The 17,731-nt window shown below is 45.2% G+C and carries 19 protein-coding genes; 5 read left to right on the forward strand and 14 right to left on the reverse strand.

Annotation, left to right across the window (positions count from 1 at the left end; genetic code table 11):
* Positions 1 to 113: 113 nt before the first annotated feature.
* From AAC052_RS25450 to AAC052_RS25485, 8 genes are all read right to left on the reverse strand, one after another.
* On the reverse strand, positions 114 to 2,033 hold the full coding sequence (locus tag AAC052_RS25450; RefSeq protein WP_339816005.1) for an ATP-binding protein: 1,920 nt from the start codon (positions 2,031 to 2,033) through the stop codon (positions 114 to 116).
* Between the two features lie 397 nt (positions 2,034 to 2,430).
* Positions 2,431 to 3,243: a hypothetical protein gene (locus AAC052_RS25455; protein WP_151996291.1), complete on the reverse strand. Its 813-nt coding sequence runs from the start codon at positions 3,241 to 3,243 to the stop codon at positions 2,431 to 2,433.
* Positions 3,244 to 3,421: 178 nt separating this feature from the next.
* Entirely contained in the window at positions 3,422 to 4,549 is a 1,128-nt protein-coding gene (gene dnaJ / locus AAC052_RS25460) for a molecular chaperone DnaJ (protein WP_317489469.1), read from the reverse strand.
* A 6-nt stretch (positions 4,550 to 4,555) separates the two neighbouring features.
* Positions 4,556 to 5,134 (reverse strand): nucleotide exchange factor GrpE, encoded by a 579-nt coding sequence (locus tag AAC052_RS25465; protein ID WP_317489468.1) that lies wholly within the window; start codon positions 5,132 to 5,134, stop codon positions 4,556 to 4,558.
* Between the two features lie 72 nt (positions 5,135 to 5,206).
* Positions 5,207 to 6,199: a GTPase ObgE gene (obgE, locus tag AAC052_RS25470; RefSeq protein ID WP_317492395.1), complete on the reverse strand. Its 993-nt coding sequence runs from the start codon at positions 6,197 to 6,199 to the stop codon at positions 5,207 to 5,209.
* 59 nt (positions 6,200 to 6,258) lie between these two features.
* Complete coding sequence (locus tag AAC052_RS25475; protein ID WP_317489467.1) at positions 6,259 to 6,831, reverse strand: adenylate kinase; 573 nt, start codon at positions 6,829 to 6,831, stop codon at positions 6,259 to 6,261.
* Positions 6,832 to 6,902: 71 nt separating this feature from the next.
* The gene (gene hpt, locus AAC052_RS25480; protein ID WP_339816006.1) at positions 6,903 to 7,430 is read right to left on the reverse strand and encodes a hypoxanthine phosphoribosyltransferase; all 528 of its coding nucleotides are present in this window, start codon (positions 7,428 to 7,430) and stop codon (positions 6,903 to 6,905) included.
* 70 nt (positions 7,431 to 7,500) lie between these two features.
* Positions 7,501 to 8,412 carry an aminopeptidase gene (locus AAC052_RS25485; protein ID WP_339816007.1) on the reverse strand — a complete coding sequence of 304 codons (912 nt, stop codon included), beginning with the start codon at positions 8,410 to 8,412 and terminating at the stop codon, positions 7,501 to 7,503.
* 81 nt (positions 8,413 to 8,493) lie between these two features.
* Here AAC052_RS25485 and upp point away from each other — a divergent pair, with 81 nt between their 5' ends.
* Positions 8,494 to 9,174 carry a uracil phosphoribosyltransferase gene (gene upp / locus AAC052_RS25490; RefSeq protein WP_317489464.1) on the forward strand — a complete coding sequence of 227 codons (681 nt, stop codon included), beginning with the start codon at positions 8,494 to 8,496 and terminating at the stop codon, positions 9,172 to 9,174.
* 71 nt (positions 9,175 to 9,245) lie between these two features.
* Complete coding sequence (locus AAC052_RS25495; RefSeq protein WP_151996285.1) at positions 9,246 to 9,713, forward strand: hypothetical protein; 468 nt, start codon at positions 9,246 to 9,248, stop codon at positions 9,711 to 9,713.
* Positions 9,714 to 9,724: 11 nt separating this feature from the next.
* On the opposite strand, the gene AAC052_RS25500 is transcribed toward AAC052_RS25495, so the two are convergent.
* On the reverse strand, positions 9,725 to 10,756 hold the full coding sequence (locus AAC052_RS25500) for an SMP-30/gluconolactonase/LRE family protein (RefSeq protein WP_339816008.1): 1,032 nt from the start codon (positions 10,754 to 10,756) through the stop codon (positions 9,725 to 9,727).
* A 164-nt stretch (positions 10,757 to 10,920) separates the two neighbouring features.
* Here AAC052_RS25500 and AAC052_RS25505 point away from each other — a divergent pair, with 164 nt between their 5' ends.
* The 3 genes from AAC052_RS25505 to AAC052_RS25515 all read left to right on the forward strand — a co-directional run bounded on the left by AAC052_RS25505 (position 10,921) and on the right by AAC052_RS25515 (position 11,937).
* Complete coding sequence (locus AAC052_RS25505) at positions 10,921 to 11,181, forward strand: hypothetical protein (RefSeq protein ID WP_339816009.1); 261 nt, start codon at positions 10,921 to 10,923, stop codon at positions 11,179 to 11,181.
* A 154-nt stretch (positions 11,182 to 11,335) separates the two neighbouring features.
* The gene (locus tag AAC052_RS25510; RefSeq protein ID WP_339816010.1) at positions 11,336 to 11,716 is read left to right on the forward strand and encodes a hypothetical protein; all 381 of its coding nucleotides are present in this window, start codon (positions 11,336 to 11,338) and stop codon (positions 11,714 to 11,716) included.
* A gap of 35 nt (positions 11,717 to 11,751) precedes the next feature.
* Positions 11,752 to 11,937, forward strand: coding sequence for a PspC domain-containing protein (locus AAC052_RS25515; RefSeq protein ID WP_317489460.1), 186 nt, complete (start codon positions 11,752 to 11,754; stop codon positions 11,935 to 11,937).
* On the opposite strand, the gene AAC052_RS25520 is transcribed toward AAC052_RS25515, so the two are convergent.
* From AAC052_RS25520 to AAC052_RS25540, 5 genes are all read right to left on the reverse strand, one after another.
* Positions 11,934 to 13,136, reverse strand: coding sequence for a formimidoylglutamase (locus AAC052_RS25520; protein WP_317489459.1), 1,203 nt, complete (start codon positions 13,134 to 13,136; stop codon positions 11,934 to 11,936). The two genes, AAC052_RS25515 and AAC052_RS25520, sit on opposite strands and share 4 nt — an antisense overlap.
* A 31-nt stretch (positions 13,137 to 13,167) precedes the next feature.
* Positions 13,168 to 14,466, reverse strand: a complete 1,299-nt coding sequence (nqrF, locus tag AAC052_RS25525; protein ID WP_339816011.1) for an NADH:ubiquinone reductase (Na(+)-transporting) subunit F — start codon at positions 14,464 to 14,466, stop codon at positions 13,168 to 13,170.
* A 151-nt stretch (positions 14,467 to 14,617) separates the two neighbouring features.
* The gene (gene accD / locus AAC052_RS25530; RefSeq protein ID WP_317489457.1) at positions 14,618 to 15,460 is read right to left on the reverse strand and encodes an acetyl-CoA carboxylase, carboxyltransferase subunit beta; all 843 of its coding nucleotides are present in this window, start codon (positions 15,458 to 15,460) and stop codon (positions 14,618 to 14,620) included.
* A gap of 134 nt (positions 15,461 to 15,594) precedes the next feature.
* Entirely contained in the window at positions 15,595 to 17,319 is a 1,725-nt protein-coding gene (locus AAC052_RS25535) for a hypothetical protein (RefSeq protein ID WP_339816012.1), read from the reverse strand.
* A 133-nt stretch (positions 17,320 to 17,452) separates the two neighbouring features.
* Positions 17,453 to 17,713: a DUF4834 family protein gene (locus AAC052_RS25540; protein WP_317489455.1), complete on the reverse strand. Its 261-nt coding sequence runs from the start codon at positions 17,711 to 17,713 to the stop codon at positions 17,453 to 17,455.
* Positions 17,714 to 17,731 lie beyond the last annotated feature (18 nt).

Here is a 17,731-nt window from a genome sequence, read left to right on the forward strand (position 1 = left end):
ACGAATCAATTGCTATGGCCGATGTGTGATTTCGACCAAGCGGGGGCAGTGGGGGACATAGACGCCAAATCTTTAGACAACCGAAATTAAGGGTTGGGCAAAGAAGTAAAATACTATACCTTCTTGAAGCTTATGATGAACTCCGTTCCTTTGCCTACTTCACTTTTGATTTCCATAGAGCCCTCGTTGCTCGCAATGAATTGCTTGACCAGTAAAATACCAAGGCCAGTACCCGGCTCATTGCTGGTTCCGGGCTCGGTCAGTCTTTTGCTTACTTTATTTTGAATAAGATTTAGTTTTTTTTCGGTCATCCCAACACCATTGTCCACTATGTGTATCGAAGTCATTGAGCTGTTTTCCGAATAATGAATCCTCACTTCACCACCTCTTCTCGTGAATTTGATAGCGTTGCTCAATAAGTTTTGCACAATGATTTTAAGTTGGGAAACATCCGCCCGCAAAAAAATATCGGCTTGCGGCTGGTGAACCAGGCTTATATCTTTTTCCCCGGCCTGAAAACCATAAACAGCCACCAAATCCCGCACAACAGCAGTGGCATTAACTTCCTCAATAGTTGTTTGAATGCCAGAAAACTGCGCTCCTGCCCAAGTGAGCAGGTTGTTGAGCATGGTAGCTACATTATCAACTCGTTTACCGAGTTCGTCAAATACTGCGTAGTCTTTGAACGCTGTTCCAAACTTTCCCTTCATCAATTCTATCGTTGACTGCATCGAAGCTATCGGACTTCGCATGTCATGGCTTATAATGGAAAGTATCAGTGAATTAGTGCTATTCAATGCCTCAAGCCTTTCGTTTTGCCTTTCTATCTGCTCCTTTTGCCTGGCAATGTCATCATTTTGCTGCGTGAGTTTTATGTTGAGTCTCGTCTTTGTCTTGCTATTTCTCGATAAGAGAAAAGCAACGGCCATTGTGAATACCAGCACCACTGCAAAAATAATACTAGCCAAAAAGGTAACCCGAAGCTCTTTTTCCTGAACCTTGTTCGCCTGAGCAAGTTTTTGATTCTCCGCTTCATGGTATTTAACCATCAGCAAGTTTATTTCTTTTTCTTTCGCTTCGCTAAGAATTGAGTCACTTAACTGCTTGTATTTCTTATGTGTTTCGAAGGCGTTTTCAAAATCACCGCTTTGAGCATAAGCCTCTGCCAGCACCTCGTAGGCTCTTTGCTTGTCCCACATTGCCCCCACTCTCTCTGCATAGTCCAAAGCGGTACGTCCGTGGCTGATAGCCATAACGGGCTCGCCAAGCTTAATATAAGCCTCGGCCATACCGGCATGTGCAAATGTGCTCTCCCAATTACTTTGGTAGTAACCCGCATTAAGCACCTTTTTGTATTGCTCGATGGCATCCCTATACCTGCCCTCGTGAAAATAAGTAAGCGCCAGGCGATTGTTTACCATGAGCTTGACCCTTTCATTTTTGTAAACATTGCAAACCCTGACAGAAGCATTGAGATAGTGGTAGGCGCTGTCAAACTGTCGCAACTCGTCGAAAGCGACGCCAAGGTTAAAATAATTATTCGCCAGGAGGGAGGAGTCAGTGCTGTTTTTACTGTACCAAATTGACTGCCTCTGATACTCAATCGTTCTGATCATGTCGTCCTTGCCGAGATACACCAAACTGATCCCGTTCAGGCTTAGTGCCATCCCCTTTCCATTGCCAATTTGCCGATGTAACACCAGAGCACTTGAGTGAGCATCGAGCGACAGATCGTAAACACCTCTGATGTAGTAGCAAACGCCCTTCTTGGTCAGGCTACTGGCGAGTCCACGTGTAAAATCCAAATCTCTGGAATAGTCCTCTGCCAAACTGCAATAGTAAAGCGCACTGTCAGTGTTGTCGTACTGATACGCTGTGGCGATATCAATTAGAAGATTAACGGTGGTTGTGTCCGGGTCCGTCGTTTTCCTTAGTTTCCAATCATTGAGAAGTGAGTCAAGGCTTGATTGCCCGGAAGAAAAATAGGAAGCAAAAAGCAGGAAAATCAGCACCAAACACCTCGGAATCATCATCTTGGAGAAGAGCAATTAGCAACAAAAACACCATAGCCTATGCATAATTATTTAAAAAAAAGGGTAATTCAAACTAAGTGTTAACCCTCTTTCTGCACTTGGCTATTTGGGATCAAGCGGAAAACCTGGGGGATTACCCTTTAAACCAAATATCCCAAGTGGTCATAGAAAAGCAAAAGGGCCAAGCCTATCCGACTGGAGAAGCCCGGCCGGGCGAGACGCATTGAACCAGTTTTGCTTTTTAATTTAACCACAAACGAAACATTCAATCCTCAGAAATACAGATTGATCCGCTATTTGTTCAAGAATTTCGCTTTATAAAATAAGCTATTGCTTGCCTAACCAGGTGGAACAATGGCTACTCCAAAAAGGCAAAATGAATGAACTGAAAATCTATTTACTTCTTGCTGACGAACTCTACGTTGCCGAGCGCAACGTCTATGTTGAACTCCATCAAGTCGAGGGCATCGGGATGGTAGCTGGAGCTGGTGTACACATTTTTCCGTATCTGTGTAAACTCAGCTGGCATTTTAACACTGCAAAGTGGCGAGTTGTGCAGGTATATAATCACCGGAACATTTTCCTTTGGCATGATCATTTCCAATCGGCCGGCCCCTACGCTGGCCCTGATTTTGGACGATTGTTGGCTTTTATCACTAAAGTCGAGCACTGCTGTTCCAAACCCCACTTCGGCCACAATTACTTTTGAGTTAGTAAGGTTGATATGATTGGCGATCAGCGACCCCAGGTCAACTTTCACAAAAAAGGTGTCCATTGCCACCAGGTTTCCTTTGCCATCGGCATAATCGACAATAACATCAGCACTTCCGGTGTTAATCTTTAGTTTTTCTACAGGAATGCCCGAAAGATCCACATCCGCATTACCGATACCATAAGCTAGCTGCAGAGAGTATACTTTATCCTCGGTAAGGAGAATCTTCCAGTAATTCTTGTCGTCCTTTTTGCTGTCTCCAAAAATGCTCGACGTCAGACTTTTGCTTATGGTCGAGGACTGATAGTTTTCAAGGTCAAGATTAACATGCTTGACGCTGTTCTTTATGTAAGTCTTGAACGATGGGTTGATGGTTTCGAAGTCAGGATTGCCATAAATATTGACTGGCTGGGCTGCTTTCACAGGCCGGATATAGCAAGAGCCAGAAGTTGCACTCAAACAAAAATCTACCTTTTGAAAGGCAGAGTCGTTGCTCACAGAGTAAAACTTTTTTAACTGACTAAATGACGAAAAACTTGCTAAAAGACTAAAACTCAATAAAACCAATCTCCGCATAGTGGCTATCAACGATATACAGCAGAGAGAGTTGCGAATGTTGAAAGAAAATAATAAAAAATGCAGTTCATTTCGACGAAACTGCATTCCGATATAACTTTTAAAAGAATTCTTTCATTTTATCGAAGAATCCTTTTTCCGATTTACCCGGATTAGGGCTGAAATTGTCAGATTCTCTGAATCTTTCGAGTATTTCTCTCTCTTCTTTGTCAAGTGTTTTGGGCGTCCAAACATTGACGTGGATCAGCTGGTCGCCCCGGCCATAGCCGTTCAGATCAGGAATACCTTTGCTTCTCAGTCTTAGTAACTTGCCACTCTGGGTGCCTGGCTCAATCTTTATCTTGACGTTGCCATCGATAGTAGGCACTTCCAGCGAAGTACCAAGGGCGGCGTCGGCGAAGTTGAGGTACAAATCAAAAATGACATTGTTGCCATCTCTTTTCAGCAACTCATCTTCAATCTCTTCCACCACAATCAGCAGGTCGCCAGGTGTTCCGCCGCCGGGAGCAACGTTACCTTTGCCTGACATCGACAATTGAATGCCATCAGAAACACCAGCCGGGATTTTGATGCTGATCACTTCTTCCTGAGGTTGCAAGCCGGAGCTATCTACGCCGGGTGGGCGTTTGTCGACTCTTTGGCCAGAGCCACCGCAAGCACTACAGGTGCTGCTCGATACCATTTGGCCAAGCATGGTGTTGACAACTTTTCTCACCTGACCAGCTCCACCACAGGTAGAACAGGTAGCGTAAGTCACTCCGGGAGCTGTCACCAGCCTGGTCACTTTTATTTTCTTTTCAACTCCATTTGCTATTTCTGCAAGGGTAAGCTTCAGCTTAATACGAAGGTTAGATCCTTTACGACCACCTCCACGACCGGAGCGCCCACCACCAAAAAAACTTTCGAAAGGGCTGCCGCCACCACCGCCGAAAATATCGCCGAACTGGTCAAAGATGTCGTCCATTGACATGCCACCGCCACTGAAGCCGCCGCCCGGAGCGCCGCCAACACCCTGATGGCCGTAACGATCATACCGCTGGCGTTTCTCAGCATTGCTTAGCACTTCATAAGCTTCGGCTGCTTCTTTGAATTTTTCCTCAGCCGTAGGGTCATTAGGGTTTTTGTCAGGGTGAAATTTGATGGCTATTTTTCTGTAAGCCTTCTTTATTTCTTCCTGTGGTGCACCCTTTTCTACTCCTAGGATTTCGTAAAAGTCTCTTTTCGCCATAATCGATTATGCCCCTGTTACCACTTTTGCAAACCTGATGACCTTGTCACCTAAAACATATCCCTTCTCAACAACATCTATCACCCTTCCCTTCAGCGAATCGTCAGGTGCAGGAAACTGAGTCACTGCTTCGTGCAATTCGGGGTTGAACTCATGGCCGGTTTCAACTTCCATGGCCTTCAGTCCTTTTTGGTCAAGCACTTTAATTAATTTGTTATAAATAAGATCGACACCTTCTTTTACTGAAGCCTCGATTTCTTGCCCATCTATCGATTTTTTTGCTCTTTCAAAATCGTCAACTACCGGAATAAGAACGGCCAGTACGTCCTCACCAGCGGTTTTGATAAGCTCCACTCTTTCTTTGGCAGTCCTTCTTCTATAGTTATCAAACTCAGAATAAAGTCTCAGGTATTTATCTTTCGACTCTTCCAATTCTCTCTTAAGCACAGTCACTTCGTCTTCGGCGACGTCTGACCCATTGTCAGTACTCTCCTCAGAGGCATTGGCATTTTCGCCATCCAAAACCTGCTCTTCTACACTATTCTCAATAGTTTCTTTGTTCTCTTCCACGTTTTTTTTTGCCATTTCAAGAAACATTAATTCCTGCCAGCAAGAGTCAATTACTTTGCCAAACCACTTCTGACTGACAAGATGGCACTAGCTGTTAATGGTTTGCCAAATCTTATCCTTCAATTCCTGTATGCCTTGTTGGGTTACGCTTGAAATAAATATAGCTTCTACATCGTCGGGCAGCTCTGCTTTCATCTCCGTCATGAGCTCTTCATCGAGCATATCCGACTTTGTGATCGCCAGCAGCCGTTGCTTATCCAGTAGTTCCGGGTTGAATTTTTTGAGCTCGTTTAGAAGGATGTAGTATTCTTTTTTGATATCAGATGCATCGGCTGGCAGCATAAACAAGAGAATTGAATTTCGCTCGATATGACGCAGGAAGCGTACGCCGAGACCTTTCCCCTCAGCAGCGCCTTCGATGATACCTGGTATGTCGGCCACAACGAACGACTTAAAGTCACGGTAGGGCACAACCCCCAAATTGGGTGTGAGGGTGGTAAAGGGATAGTCGGCTATTTCGGGTCTTGCCGCAGAAATAACGGACAGAAGCGTCGACTTCCCGGCATTTGGAAAGCCAACAAGACCCACATCGGCCAAAAGCTTCAGCTCCAGGATCACCCAACCCTCCTCACCAGGTGTACCTGGCTGGGCGTAGGTAGGCACTTGATTGGTAGGTGATTTAAAGTGGTCGTTACCCAGCCCTCCGAGTCCGCCCTTTTTTAAAATGACTTTCTGCCCGTCTTCAACAATCTCCAGTAACTTTTTGCCAGTCTCGGCGTCCCTTGCTACCGTCCCAAGGGGCACATCGAGAATAATGTCCTTGCCCTGAGCTCCCGTACATTTATCGCCTGCACCTGCCACACCATTTTCCGCAATGATGTGCTTTCGGTATTTGAGGTGCAGCAAAGTCCACAGTTGAGAGTTTCCCTTTAGAATAATGTGACCACCCCGGCCACCATCACCGCCGTCGGGCCCTCCTTTATCAATAAATTTTTCCTGATGAAAGTGAACTGAACCAGCCCCGCCGTTGCCCGACTTACAGCTAATTTTTACGTAGTCAATGAAGTTATTGTCAGCCATATAATAAATGAGGACGCTTTTCGCCATGGAAAAGCATCCCCCTCCTTATTTCTTTGCTCTTAGAAAGAGTCTATTACGCTGCAAATGTCGTGAAATATCTCTTCTATTTCACCAACTCCCTCTATTTGATGGTATTTACTTTGCGACTTGTAGTAATTAGCTACCGGCATCGTCTCATCCTGATAAACTTTTATCCGGGTGGTAATTTTTGCCTCGTCCTGGTCATCCACTCGCCCAGAAGTCTTACCTCTTTCTTTTATCCTGATCCTTAGCTCGGCTTCCGGAACATTGAGCGCTATCATCCCTTTGATAGGTTCGCCCATGCCATTGAGCAGCTTGTCCAAAGCCTCAGCCTGATTAACAGTGCGGGGAAAGCCATCAAAGATAACCCCCGACGATCCATTGGTAGATTTCAGCTTATCGTCCACCATGCCAATCACCACCTCGTCCGGAACCAGCTTGCCATCATCCATGTACTTTTGAGCTAGCTTTCCGAGCTCGGTGCCTTCAGTCAGGTGTTTACGAAATAAGTCGCCAGTCGATATATGAGTCAGGTGATATTTGCTAATTAGCTTCTCACTCTGGGTTCCTTTACCGGCACCCGGAGGGCCAAACAAAACAATATTCAGCATTACATTAGGTTTCGTTTCTTTTACAAAGGGTCAAAAATCCGAAATACTTATCAAAAAAAGAATTACAAACTTCAGTCTTTAATTTTATAGATGTCTGGCAGTTGCCTGCCAAGCTCGTCATAGTCAAGTCCGTAGCCCACAACAAACTTATCAGGAATGCTGAAACCAACGTAATCAAGCTGATATTTGTTCTTGAAAACATCAGGTTTTACCAGTAGCGTGCAGACTTTAACTGATGCTGGCGACTGCTCCCAAACCATTTCCAAAAGTTTGCTCATCGTGCGCCCAGTGTCTATAATATCCTCTACAATCAACACTTCTCTGTCTTTCAATTCATGCATGAGTCCAATCAGGGTTTGCACTTCACCGGTTGAGGCCGTCCCTCTGTAAGACTTCAGCTTTACAAAGGAAACCTCGGCATCAACCTTGAGCAAACGAATAAGATCACCGGCAAAAATGAAGGCCCCGTTCAACACAGCAAGCATCACCAGGCTTTTACCAGCATAATCCATATCAATTTGCCCAGCGAGCTCATTGAGTCTGTCGCTGATCTGATTTCGCCCTATGTATCGCTCAAATTCTTTGTTGTTAATCGTCATACCTCTTCAGTATTTTTAATTCAACCAGCTGGTTGAATTACCTGAGCATTCGCATTGCAATGCTGCCTGGCTACAATTCAGCCATCAGCACCTCGTACAGACTCACCATAGCCGTAATGTCATCTTTGTGCACGGTTTCGTTTGGCGAGTGCACGTTGCTTTCAGGGGCCCCCACAAAACACCAGTCGATCGGGTAGGGAGAAATTTGCACATCCCGACCATCAGAAGACCCGCTCCCCTCTACTTCCAGCTGAAAAGGCACACCTGACGACTGAGAGATAGCTATGATCCTATCCACATACGATTTTCGTGGAATATTTTTATCTCTCATCGATACCACCACACCTTTGCCATGATGCACTCCGTCAGTTACCCAGGTAATGTCGGAAACCAGTGCCTGTTTTATCTGCCAGCGCTCGTACAAGTACTTTGTTAGGTATTGCACCGAACCACCTCCATGCTCTTCCCAGGCGCTGAAGACGATCACTCCGTGCTCTAGTGTTTCCGCTACTTTCAAGGCATTATAAACGCCCAAACGGTTATCAAGATAACAAGTGCTTACCATGTCGTCATGTAGTCGAAAGTTGCACTTGTAGGTAAGCCCGGTGCCTCTATCAATGGCTCTGCCAAATTCATAAAAGGCACGGCCTTCTTCATTTAATACAAGCTTGCATTCGATTGGCCCCAGGCTGTCTTCCCCTACCAGCAACGTACCCGTATCGGCATCTGGCCCGCCAATAGGCACCAGTTGATTGTCGTATCTGACAGTAAACCCAATGGAGTCCATGTGCGCAAAAATCGCCGTCCTGGGATTGCCAAAGGCCAGGATGAGGCAATCCTGAAACTCTGGCCCATGTATAAGCTCCGGCTTCACCTTCCATGTTTTTTGCTGCTTACTTATATAGGAAAGCAAAAACTCCTTCATAGGAGCTTCATCGCCTGAGGGCGCATGCACTGCACAGAGGTCTTTCAATAGCTTCATGGGTTTTCCAGTTTTCTTAAATGTCAACCCTGGAGAATCAACCCCATGGTCATCGGATGCTTTTTAATGGCGGTTAAATTTATGAAATTGAAACATCTCAAAAGCATCGCCATGAAGATTCATATTTTAAATCAGCAAACCTCAATCGCCAACCAGTTTTTATGTGAATTGCGGGACACGTCGGTACAGACGGACAGGCTTCGTTTCCGTACCAATTTGGAGCGGCTGGGCGAGCTGATGGCCTACGAGTTTTCGAAAACGCTGCTGGCGAAAAAATGTGAGGTAGCTACTCCTCTGGGGACTTCACAAGCAGAAGTACCAGTTAACGATCTGGTAATGGTGACGGTGCTAAGGGCAGGCATTCCCTTCTATCAGGGGTTTCTGAACATTTTTGACAAGGCAGAATCCGGCTTTATTGGCGCCTACAGGGAAGAGGGTTCTGCAAAGGATTTAATGATAACACTTAATTATTCTGCTTTACCCAACCTTGACAACAAACAACTCGTATTAATTGATCCGATGCTGGCTACCGGAAAATCGCTAGTGAAGGCTTTCAAGCAGTGCCTGAAATATGGCCACCCGAAAGCCGTTCATATCATGTCGGTGATAAGCGCTCCTGAAGGTATCAGCTATCTGGAAGAATCAATCGATCACCCGGGAAGTATATGGACCTGGGCAAAAGATAGCCATTTAAATGAAATGGCCTATATCGTGCCCGGCCTTGGCGATGCCGGCGACTTATCTTTCGGTACCAAAGAATGATTCACTGACGATTGGTGTTGATTTGGAAAGTGATAACTCCAACTTTTTAATATTGCTTTCAGCCTGTATATATGCAGATCAATTTCGTAGCCGAACTCCTGAAATACCTGGGCGTTTATGTTCTTAGCATGTTTAAGTTCATTGTAGGCCCCACCATTGGTATTTCTTCAGGGCTAAATATTTTTGTCACCTTCGGGCTTTCCGTAGCAGGCATGATGACCATGGTTTACCTGGTCACCTACTTTGGTGAGCAGGTGAGGTTCCTCACCAGCCGCTTTTTCAAACCAAAGCCCAACGAAAAGAAATTCACAAAAAAGAAACGGCTTTTCGTGACGCTCTGGAAAAAATACGGTGTCTACGGAGTGTCGTTCTTTTCCCCGCTATTTATCACACCGATAGGCGGTGCGCTGATACTCAATACGCTTGGTGTGAAAAAGGAGCAGATCATTGGCCCGATGTGGGTGAGTGCCATTTTTTGGGGCATTATTCTCACCCTTTTCGTAAAATATGCCAAAGACCTCATTCTTTGGCTTTACTAGCCAATACGGGTTTAGTCCCTTAACTTCATCCTTAGCAATCGACTTTCGGAAGTAATAAAAACAACCTTCTCGTCACCTCCGAAAGCAATATTGGCTGTCGGTGCTCCCGTGATTATTGTGCCCAGATGCTTTCCGGAAGGACTTAAAACAACTACTCCACCGGGGCCAGTGGCAAAAATGTTTCCTTTGGAATCTACCTTCATCCCATCGGGATTTCCGGGTGTTACTTTCGTCAATTCAGTAGCATCAAAGAAGACCTTCCCTTCTTCAACAGAGCCATCTTCATTCACCGGAAAAGCCATCCAAATTGACCTTTCAGGGTCAGAGTTGGCAACATACAATGTTTTCTCGTCGGGAGACAGGGCTATGCCGTTGGGCTTGGACATTTTATCCGTCACAAGTTCGATTTCTCCACTTTTCTTTAGCCGGTAAACGCCGTTGAAGGGAATCTCTTTGATAGGGCTGGCGTCCAGGCCGGTAAGACCGTACGGAGGATCCGTAAAGTAAATATCCCCCCAACTGCTCAAAATGAGGTCATTGGGGCTATTCAAACGCTTGCCCTCGAACCTATCAACCAACGTAACAAATTTGGAGGCAGGTGCATCCAAGGGCGCATCCATCCTGGCCACCCTTCTATCGCCGTGCTGGCACAGCAACAGCCTGCCCTGGTCGTCCAGAATAAGGCCGTTGGCTCCAGGCTCCCTTTCCTCTTTTCCTGCTTCCGCAGTATAGCCCGAAGGCTTCAGGAATACGCTAACACCCTCACCTTCCTTCCATTTGTAAGCCACATTGTTAGGCACGTCAGTAAAAAGCACCATTTGCTGCGAGGGCACCCACACAGGACCCTCTGCCCAGGTGTAACCCTCTCCAAGTATTTCGAGCTTTGCCTCTTTATCAATTAGTTTGTCAATAGCAGGATCCAGCCGCTCCACTACCTGTGGCTTCGATGCTTCTTCATTGCTAGTTTCTTCGGTCTGAGGTTTCTGCGGCCCACAGCCGCTCATCAATATGGCAATAGCCACATTAAAATAGATAGGTTTCATATGAGTAGGTATGTTAAAAGTAGTTTCAACAATATTTGGGTAGTTAATTTCCGAATATTTTGATTGGGAAATGATCATAAACCGTAAATATTCGCATTCATAAAAAAACTTTTCGCTTTCGTCGGCGTTTGCTCTATTTTTCTCATGTATTAATTACTCCGAGGATGTTTGGCATATTCAAAAGAAAAAAAGAATCCCCCAGGAAAGAGAAAAAGCTTGAGCTGGTTGATCTGGAGCAGCAGCCCCTTGCGGTTGGCGACAAAGTGGAGTCTCTGAGGTATGATCTTGGCATAAGCATATTGATCCAGGAAGAAGATGGGCTCTACTACCAGTCAGAAGCAAGCGGAACCAAAGTCCACTGGACTAAAATGATCGATGCTTCTACAGAATTTCAAAAGGTAAAGAAGGTTATTGTCGACAAGTAAATGCTAAAAAGGCAAAGGCAGTCCGAACAAAGGTGAACAATCGCCGGACTAAAAGTGTTCGTTTTTGTTACAACCCTTATCTTTTATTTATTATTTAATATTCTGGTTATCAATTAATTATATTGTTTGGCATTCGAATTGCAAGCTTTTTGGCATGCGGTCGAAAACTCAAATAAAGGGAGCCATATTCAAAGTCGTCTCTCTGCCTGCCTTTAAAAACATTGTTATCATTCTGGGGATAGCCGTAGCCCTTCTCGTAGGCTTCTTCACTTTGCACGCTCGGCCCAATGCAATGGGTGAGTTTGCTATTGATCCGAAGACAGTAAGCTCCAGCGTCATAGTTGTGGGCTCGGATTTTCTTGACGTTGAAACTACGCCTGAAGTGATTATTTATGACAGGAACCTTGACCTTATTTTATCTGCCAATCTGACGTCAATTTCTGTCTATGAAAAGGAGCACCTCAGTAGATTGCTGAAAGTATGTGATCTTATGTTTTCGAGCGATAATACAACCATTTATCAATTGGATAAATAATTGCCTTCGCCTATATTCCATAAACCTTATTTAACATGACTCAAAGACTAACAAGATCAAGAGATAAAATGCTGGGCGGTGTTTGCGCAGGAATTGCCAACTACTTTGGGTGGGATCCCACCATGGTTCGTCTTGGCTATGTTGTTCTATCTGTACTCAGCGCTGCTTTTCCAGGGATACTTGTCTATATTATTATGTGGATAGTGGTGCCAGAAAGTTAATTCAGCTTGGCATGGGTGGTCATCCACCTTTCCGGAATCTCACCTTTGGTAGCCGTTTCATAGTCTTTGTAACTGCATGGCACAATGCTATTTCGGCTGTACTTGGCTTTCCCGCCAGGATAAGGTACTTCCATCCACCACTTTTCCGACGACTGGCTCTTAAAAAAAGTGATGGTTGAGGGCTGGTTGTTCATCGACACCACGTACTTAGTGTAGTCTTTCTCCCTAAAGTGTCTGTCGTCTTTCCTGTGATAATATCCCTCTATAAAGTACCAGATCATCGTGGCTGTTACCATGGCCGTTGAGCTGCGCACATCATCCTTCAGCGGATTGTAACCGTAGAAGCCAGCCGAACTTAGCTTCTCGCTGTTGCCCGCATACCAGCAAACCTGGCAAGCCTCCTCACCAGTAAGGCCGAAAACCTGTGCATGTTGCCCTCCTGGTGCATAAATAGAGCTCAGTGCCGACATGTCGAAGCTCAGCATATCAGCCTGCCGGATAGACGGCTCCATTTCGTCAATACTCTCTCTCAACACACCAAGCCTCACTGCTTCGAAATAAAATTTCTCAACAATGTTCAAAGCCTGCTGGTCAACCAGATAGGTTTGGAAAGCAAGATGAGTATAGTTAAAAAGGTAATTGGGCTGATGAACAAGAATTCTATGCAGCCTACGATCAGCCTCGGCAGCCTTTTTGTCATCCTCCAGGTCAAATGAACTATCTACGCCAAGCACTGAAATCATCTTGTCGAAAGCCTCATATGCCATGTACTGGCCATAGTCGATATCGTGCGAGCCTCCGATAATAATTGGCAGAATATCCTTTTCCAGCAGCGATTGCACCACCTCTTTCAGTCTCAGAACAGTGTCTTCAGCGGTTGGCCCATTTCGCAAATTACCCAGATCAACGATGTTGTTTTTGCCAAGCCCTTTGCTCAGCCCATAAAGCTTTTTCCGAATTGCATCAGCCGATTGTTCAATGCCTTCACCACTGTTTTCGCCTCTGTGCTCCTTGATTCCAACAATTGCTATGTCGGTGTTTTTCAGGTCAGGCATCTTGTTGGAGAAGATCCTGATGCTCTTTAGAAATGCAGACTTCGGCAATGCTTTGGTGACATCTGAAGAAACCGGGTCGAAAAAAAGCTTGAAGTCCATTTGCTCGCTTGAGATTGAATCATAAAAAAAGGGAAAAATTTTCATTTTTCCCTTTTACAGTGTCTTGATTCAGAGATTATCCTCCGAAGTCATCAAATCGAATATTTTCATCCGGGATACCAAAATCCTCGCCCATTTTCTGAACTGCTGAGTTCATCATAGGAGGTCCGCAGAAGTAAAGCTCTATTTCTTCAGGAGACTCGTGCTTGCTAAGGTACTGGTCTATTACCGCCTGGTGTACAAAGCCCAGGAATCCGTCTCCCTCCTTGTCGTTTACATCCTTCTTCACTTTCCAATTGTCTTCTGGCAATGGCTCAGAAAGCACTACAAAGAATTTGAAGTTAGAAAAAGCCTTTTCCAGTTGATAAAAATGATCAAGGTAAAATAGCTCTCTTTTCGACCGGCCACCATACCAGAAAGTAACGGTTCTGCCCGTTTTCAAAGTTTTGAAAAGCTGATAAAGATGTGATCTCATTGGCGCCATGCCAGCTCCTCCGCCCACGTACAGCATTTCTGCGTCAGAAGGGTTAATGAAGAACTCTCCGTAAGGGCCTGAAATTGTTACCTTGTCGCCTGGCTTTCTTGAAAAGATGTACGAAGAAGCTAAGCCCGGATTAACTTTCATCCAGCCATTATTTGCTCTGTCCCATGGAGGTGTAGCGATCCTCACGTTTAGCATGATTTCCCTGCCCTCAGCAGGATAAGACGCCATAGAGTAAGCTCTTTCAGCTGGTTCAGGGTTAACCATTTTCAAATCCCAAAGACCAAATTTGTCCCACTCCTTCTGAAATTTCATTGGATCATCATGCTCCTTAGGGTGGGCAGTAATATCCATGTCCTTGAAATCAACTGCACATTTGGGAACCTCAATCTGAATATAACCACCGGCCTGGTAGTCCATATCTTCAGGTATTTCAACAACAAATTCTTTAATAAATGAGGCCACGTTGTAGTTTCTAACAACAGTCGCTTCCCATTTCTTGATACCGAAGATTTCTTCGGGTATCTCTATTCTCATGTCTTGCTTCACTTTCACCTGGCATCCAAGTCTAACGTGCTCTTTCTGCTCGCTTCTGCTCAAATGACCAACTTCTGTAGGAAGGACATCGCCTCCACCTTCCAGTACTTTGCACTTACACATGGCGCAAGTGCCACCTCCACCACAAGCGGATGGAAGAAATATTTTCTGACCGGACAACGTTGACAGAAGGCTTGTGCCAGCCGCCGCTATCAGGGGATTCTTCTCGTCCCCGTTAACAATGATCTTTACGTCGCCTTGCTGAACCAGCTTGGCCTGAGCCACCAGAAGAATTACCACCAACAAAAGAATGATGACGGTAAAGGCTACAATAGAAGTTAGAACAATAGATGTCATTGACTATGAAAGATTTTTGGTTCTTACTTAACAGACACAAATATATCTATAACACGGGTTTTCCATTAACCAAACACTGAAAATTTGAATATTATTAGCAAGTGCCATGGTTTAACCTTCTGTGCCCGGTTTAGTTATCAGCTTTTAGAAATTAATTATTGAGAAGCTTCAACAGATTGGTAAGTTTTGTCTTCAGATTCCTTCTGTCGACTATAAAGTCCAGAAAACCGTGATCAAGCACAAATTCAGCACTTTGAAAGCCTTTGGGAAGGTCTTTTCCAATGGTTTCACGGATAACCCTTGGGCCGGCAAAGCCGATCAAAGCACCCGGCTCAGCTATATTGAAGTCGCCCAACATAGCAAACGACGCTGTTACCCCACCGGTGGTCGGGTCTGTCAATAATGATATATAGGGTATTTTAGCTTCTGACAAAAGTGCAAGTTTGGCTGAGGTCTTTGCCATCTGCATCAGAGAAAAGCCTGCTTCCATCATTCTGGCACCACCTGATTTAGAAATCATAAGAAAGGGAATCTTATGCTTAAGGCTGTGATCAATTGCCCGGGCGATTTTCTCCCCGACCACTGAACCCATTGAGCCGCCAATAAAGGTGAAATCCATACAGGCAATCACTATTTCGGAGCCGTTCATTTTGCCAACTGCCGATCTTACAGCATCATTCAACCCAGTCTTCTTAATGGAGGCCTCAATGCGCTTTGGGTAAGGGGCCGAGTCAGTGAACTTGAGCGGATCAGCCGACTTCATGTTGGCATCGAGCTCCTGAAACTTATTGTTATCAAAAAGTATTTCAAAATACTCTTTTGAGCCAATACGCACGTGAAAGTCGTCGTCAGGGCAAACGTAAGCGTTGTTTTTCAGCTCCCTGATATGAATGATATTACCACTTGGCGTCTTGTACCATAGTCCGTCAGGTGCCTCTCTCTTCTCGTCTGTCGGTGTTAATATTCCCTTGTCCTGTCTCTTAAACCACGCCATACTGTTTCCAATTGTTGGACTGCAAAGATATTAGATATTCTTTAAAAGTAACGACGAATTAAGCAGATGCTAAGTTCCCGCTCACAATGATAACCTGCCATTGCTGATGCAAATTTGCGACAGCCCCTTAGCCCCTAAAACTTAATGCTCACCCCAAAATAGGGCGAGATATACTGGGTAGCCTTGTAGGAGCCGTCAGCTGTTGGTGCAAAGGCCCAGTAATAGTCAACGCCAGCCGCCAAAAACCTATTGAGGTGATAAATGAAGCGAACCTTGGCCAGGGATCTTTCGTCGAGCTTAAATGCGTCTTTCAGGGTGGACAGGTTGCCTTTCACATAGCTTCCATGAATCGACACCTTGTCGCCAAGCCTGTCCACATCAGCATTTAGCCTCACCACGGCAGGTGCTGTTTCGGAAACGTCGTCGGGCAACAAAATGCTGCCGCCAAGTTGCACTTTCTGCAATATGTGCCCTGTGAGGCTACCATATATGCCACTCATTTTCCCAGCATTGGCTAGCGAAAGCAACCGGGCATCCTTGTTCAGTTCATAGGAGGCGTCAAAAAACTGAGGCAAATAATTATCAGTATAGGTAAGACGCTCAATTCTCATGTCAGTGCTGAGAAGGTCGGCGATGAAATTGAAACGAAAATTGATCCCACCGCTGATTCCATGTCCGTCGGTAAATTCTTTTGTATCGCCCTGTGCGGCATATATTGTGGCTATCGAATCGGCTAGGGCAGTGGTTCCGGCGTTTAGTTTCGAATAGTTGAAGAATGCGTCAATCTGAATAAAAGGAATCCTCAGCAAATTGATACCTGCATCCAGGCCAAAAGCACCCACACCTTCAGCGGTAAATTGATTCACCACAAAAGTGCTGTCGCTGGTTGGCCGCTTGGTCTGGTCTTTGTCCTTAATGACAGTGGCTCCAATCTCCAGCGTCCTCACAATCGGTATAATCGTCCATGCCATTGGACGCACATAAGGGCGCATAGCCAGCAAATTGAGCGAGGCGGGGTCAAAATCGCTGTACATCCCTTCAAGCCCAAACAGACCTTTAAAATTCAGGTCGTAGTGAAGCCCAAGCTTCCGCTTTTCGTAGCTGGTTGTGTTAGTGTAGTTGTTAATCAACCCTCCAAAACCGATCATGGTATTGTTTAGCTCACCAACACGGACATAAACCGGGTCTCTCTTTTGTGAACCGTACCTGATGTACCTGATCAACCTTGCCGCACCAACACCACCTTTGAAAATCTCTGTTCGTATTGCCTGGCTCTCGAGCCCGTACAGTACGGGCACATTGAGGCCGAGGCCTATTTTCCAAATTTTGAATTCCGGAGCGAGTACCAAGCCTACAAAATTCTCATCTCCAATCTTGGTGTAGGTCACGCCTCCGGTAAAAGAACCTCCGGATTCACTGTCGGGCGGCCCAGCCCTGAAATCTTCAGGAACCGGTGCTATGTCTCTTTTTTCTCGTTCTTCTTTCGGCTCCTTTATATTTTCTTCCGGCTCACTATCAAATATTTGTTTCTCAACGGGAGCCTGCAGGCTGTCTGTTGCTGGAATTGTATCAGCCTGGTAAGTAGTAACAGGTGTTATTGAGTCAAGTGGTTGGGTTGGCGGCATGAGTGTGTCGGCTAGGGATGCCGGCTCGGCAACAAGCGTGTCAACGATTGCCTGTGGCTGATCGACCTTCCCAGCCTTCTTATCTTTTTTCTTTTTCTTCTTTTTTGTGTTCTCCCACAGGTACGAATAGTCAGCAAAAGGGTCTTCAGCTTCCTGTTCCTGGGCAACTAAGGGTGCTGCGACAAAAACAAAAAATGAAGCTGCAAGCAGGTAGTAGAGTATCTTATTATTCATATAAGCTAAATTATCATAAAAATAATGCTATTTCCAAGCAGTTACGCCGCCGAAGCCCTATTCCACCCTCAAAAAAACAAAAGCGCCTCAATTGAAGCGCTTTTCACTATAAAATCAAAATATTGTTCGTGGGTTATTTTACTTCCTCATAGTCAACATACTCTCCACCTTTCTTTCCTGATGAAGATTTCCTTTTTTTCACCTCGTCTTCGGGTATGTAATCCACCCTAATTTCCTCGTGGCGGGCGTTGGTCGTTGTTCTGCTCCTGTACTGTTGCTGCTGCCGCTGTTGGTACTGCCTGCCCGAACCAAAATAAAGTGCCCGCATGATGAAGCCGCCTACTTTATAGAAGACATAAAAGAATATGAGGAGTATGAGAATGAATTTAAACATCTGCTTTAAATTTTTAAG

Source organism: uncultured Imperialibacter sp. (assembly GCF_963974565.1).
In the GTDB taxonomy this organism is placed as follows: Bacteria; Bacteroidota; Bacteroidia; order Cytophagales; family Cyclobacteriaceae; genus Imperialibacter; species Imperialibacter roseus.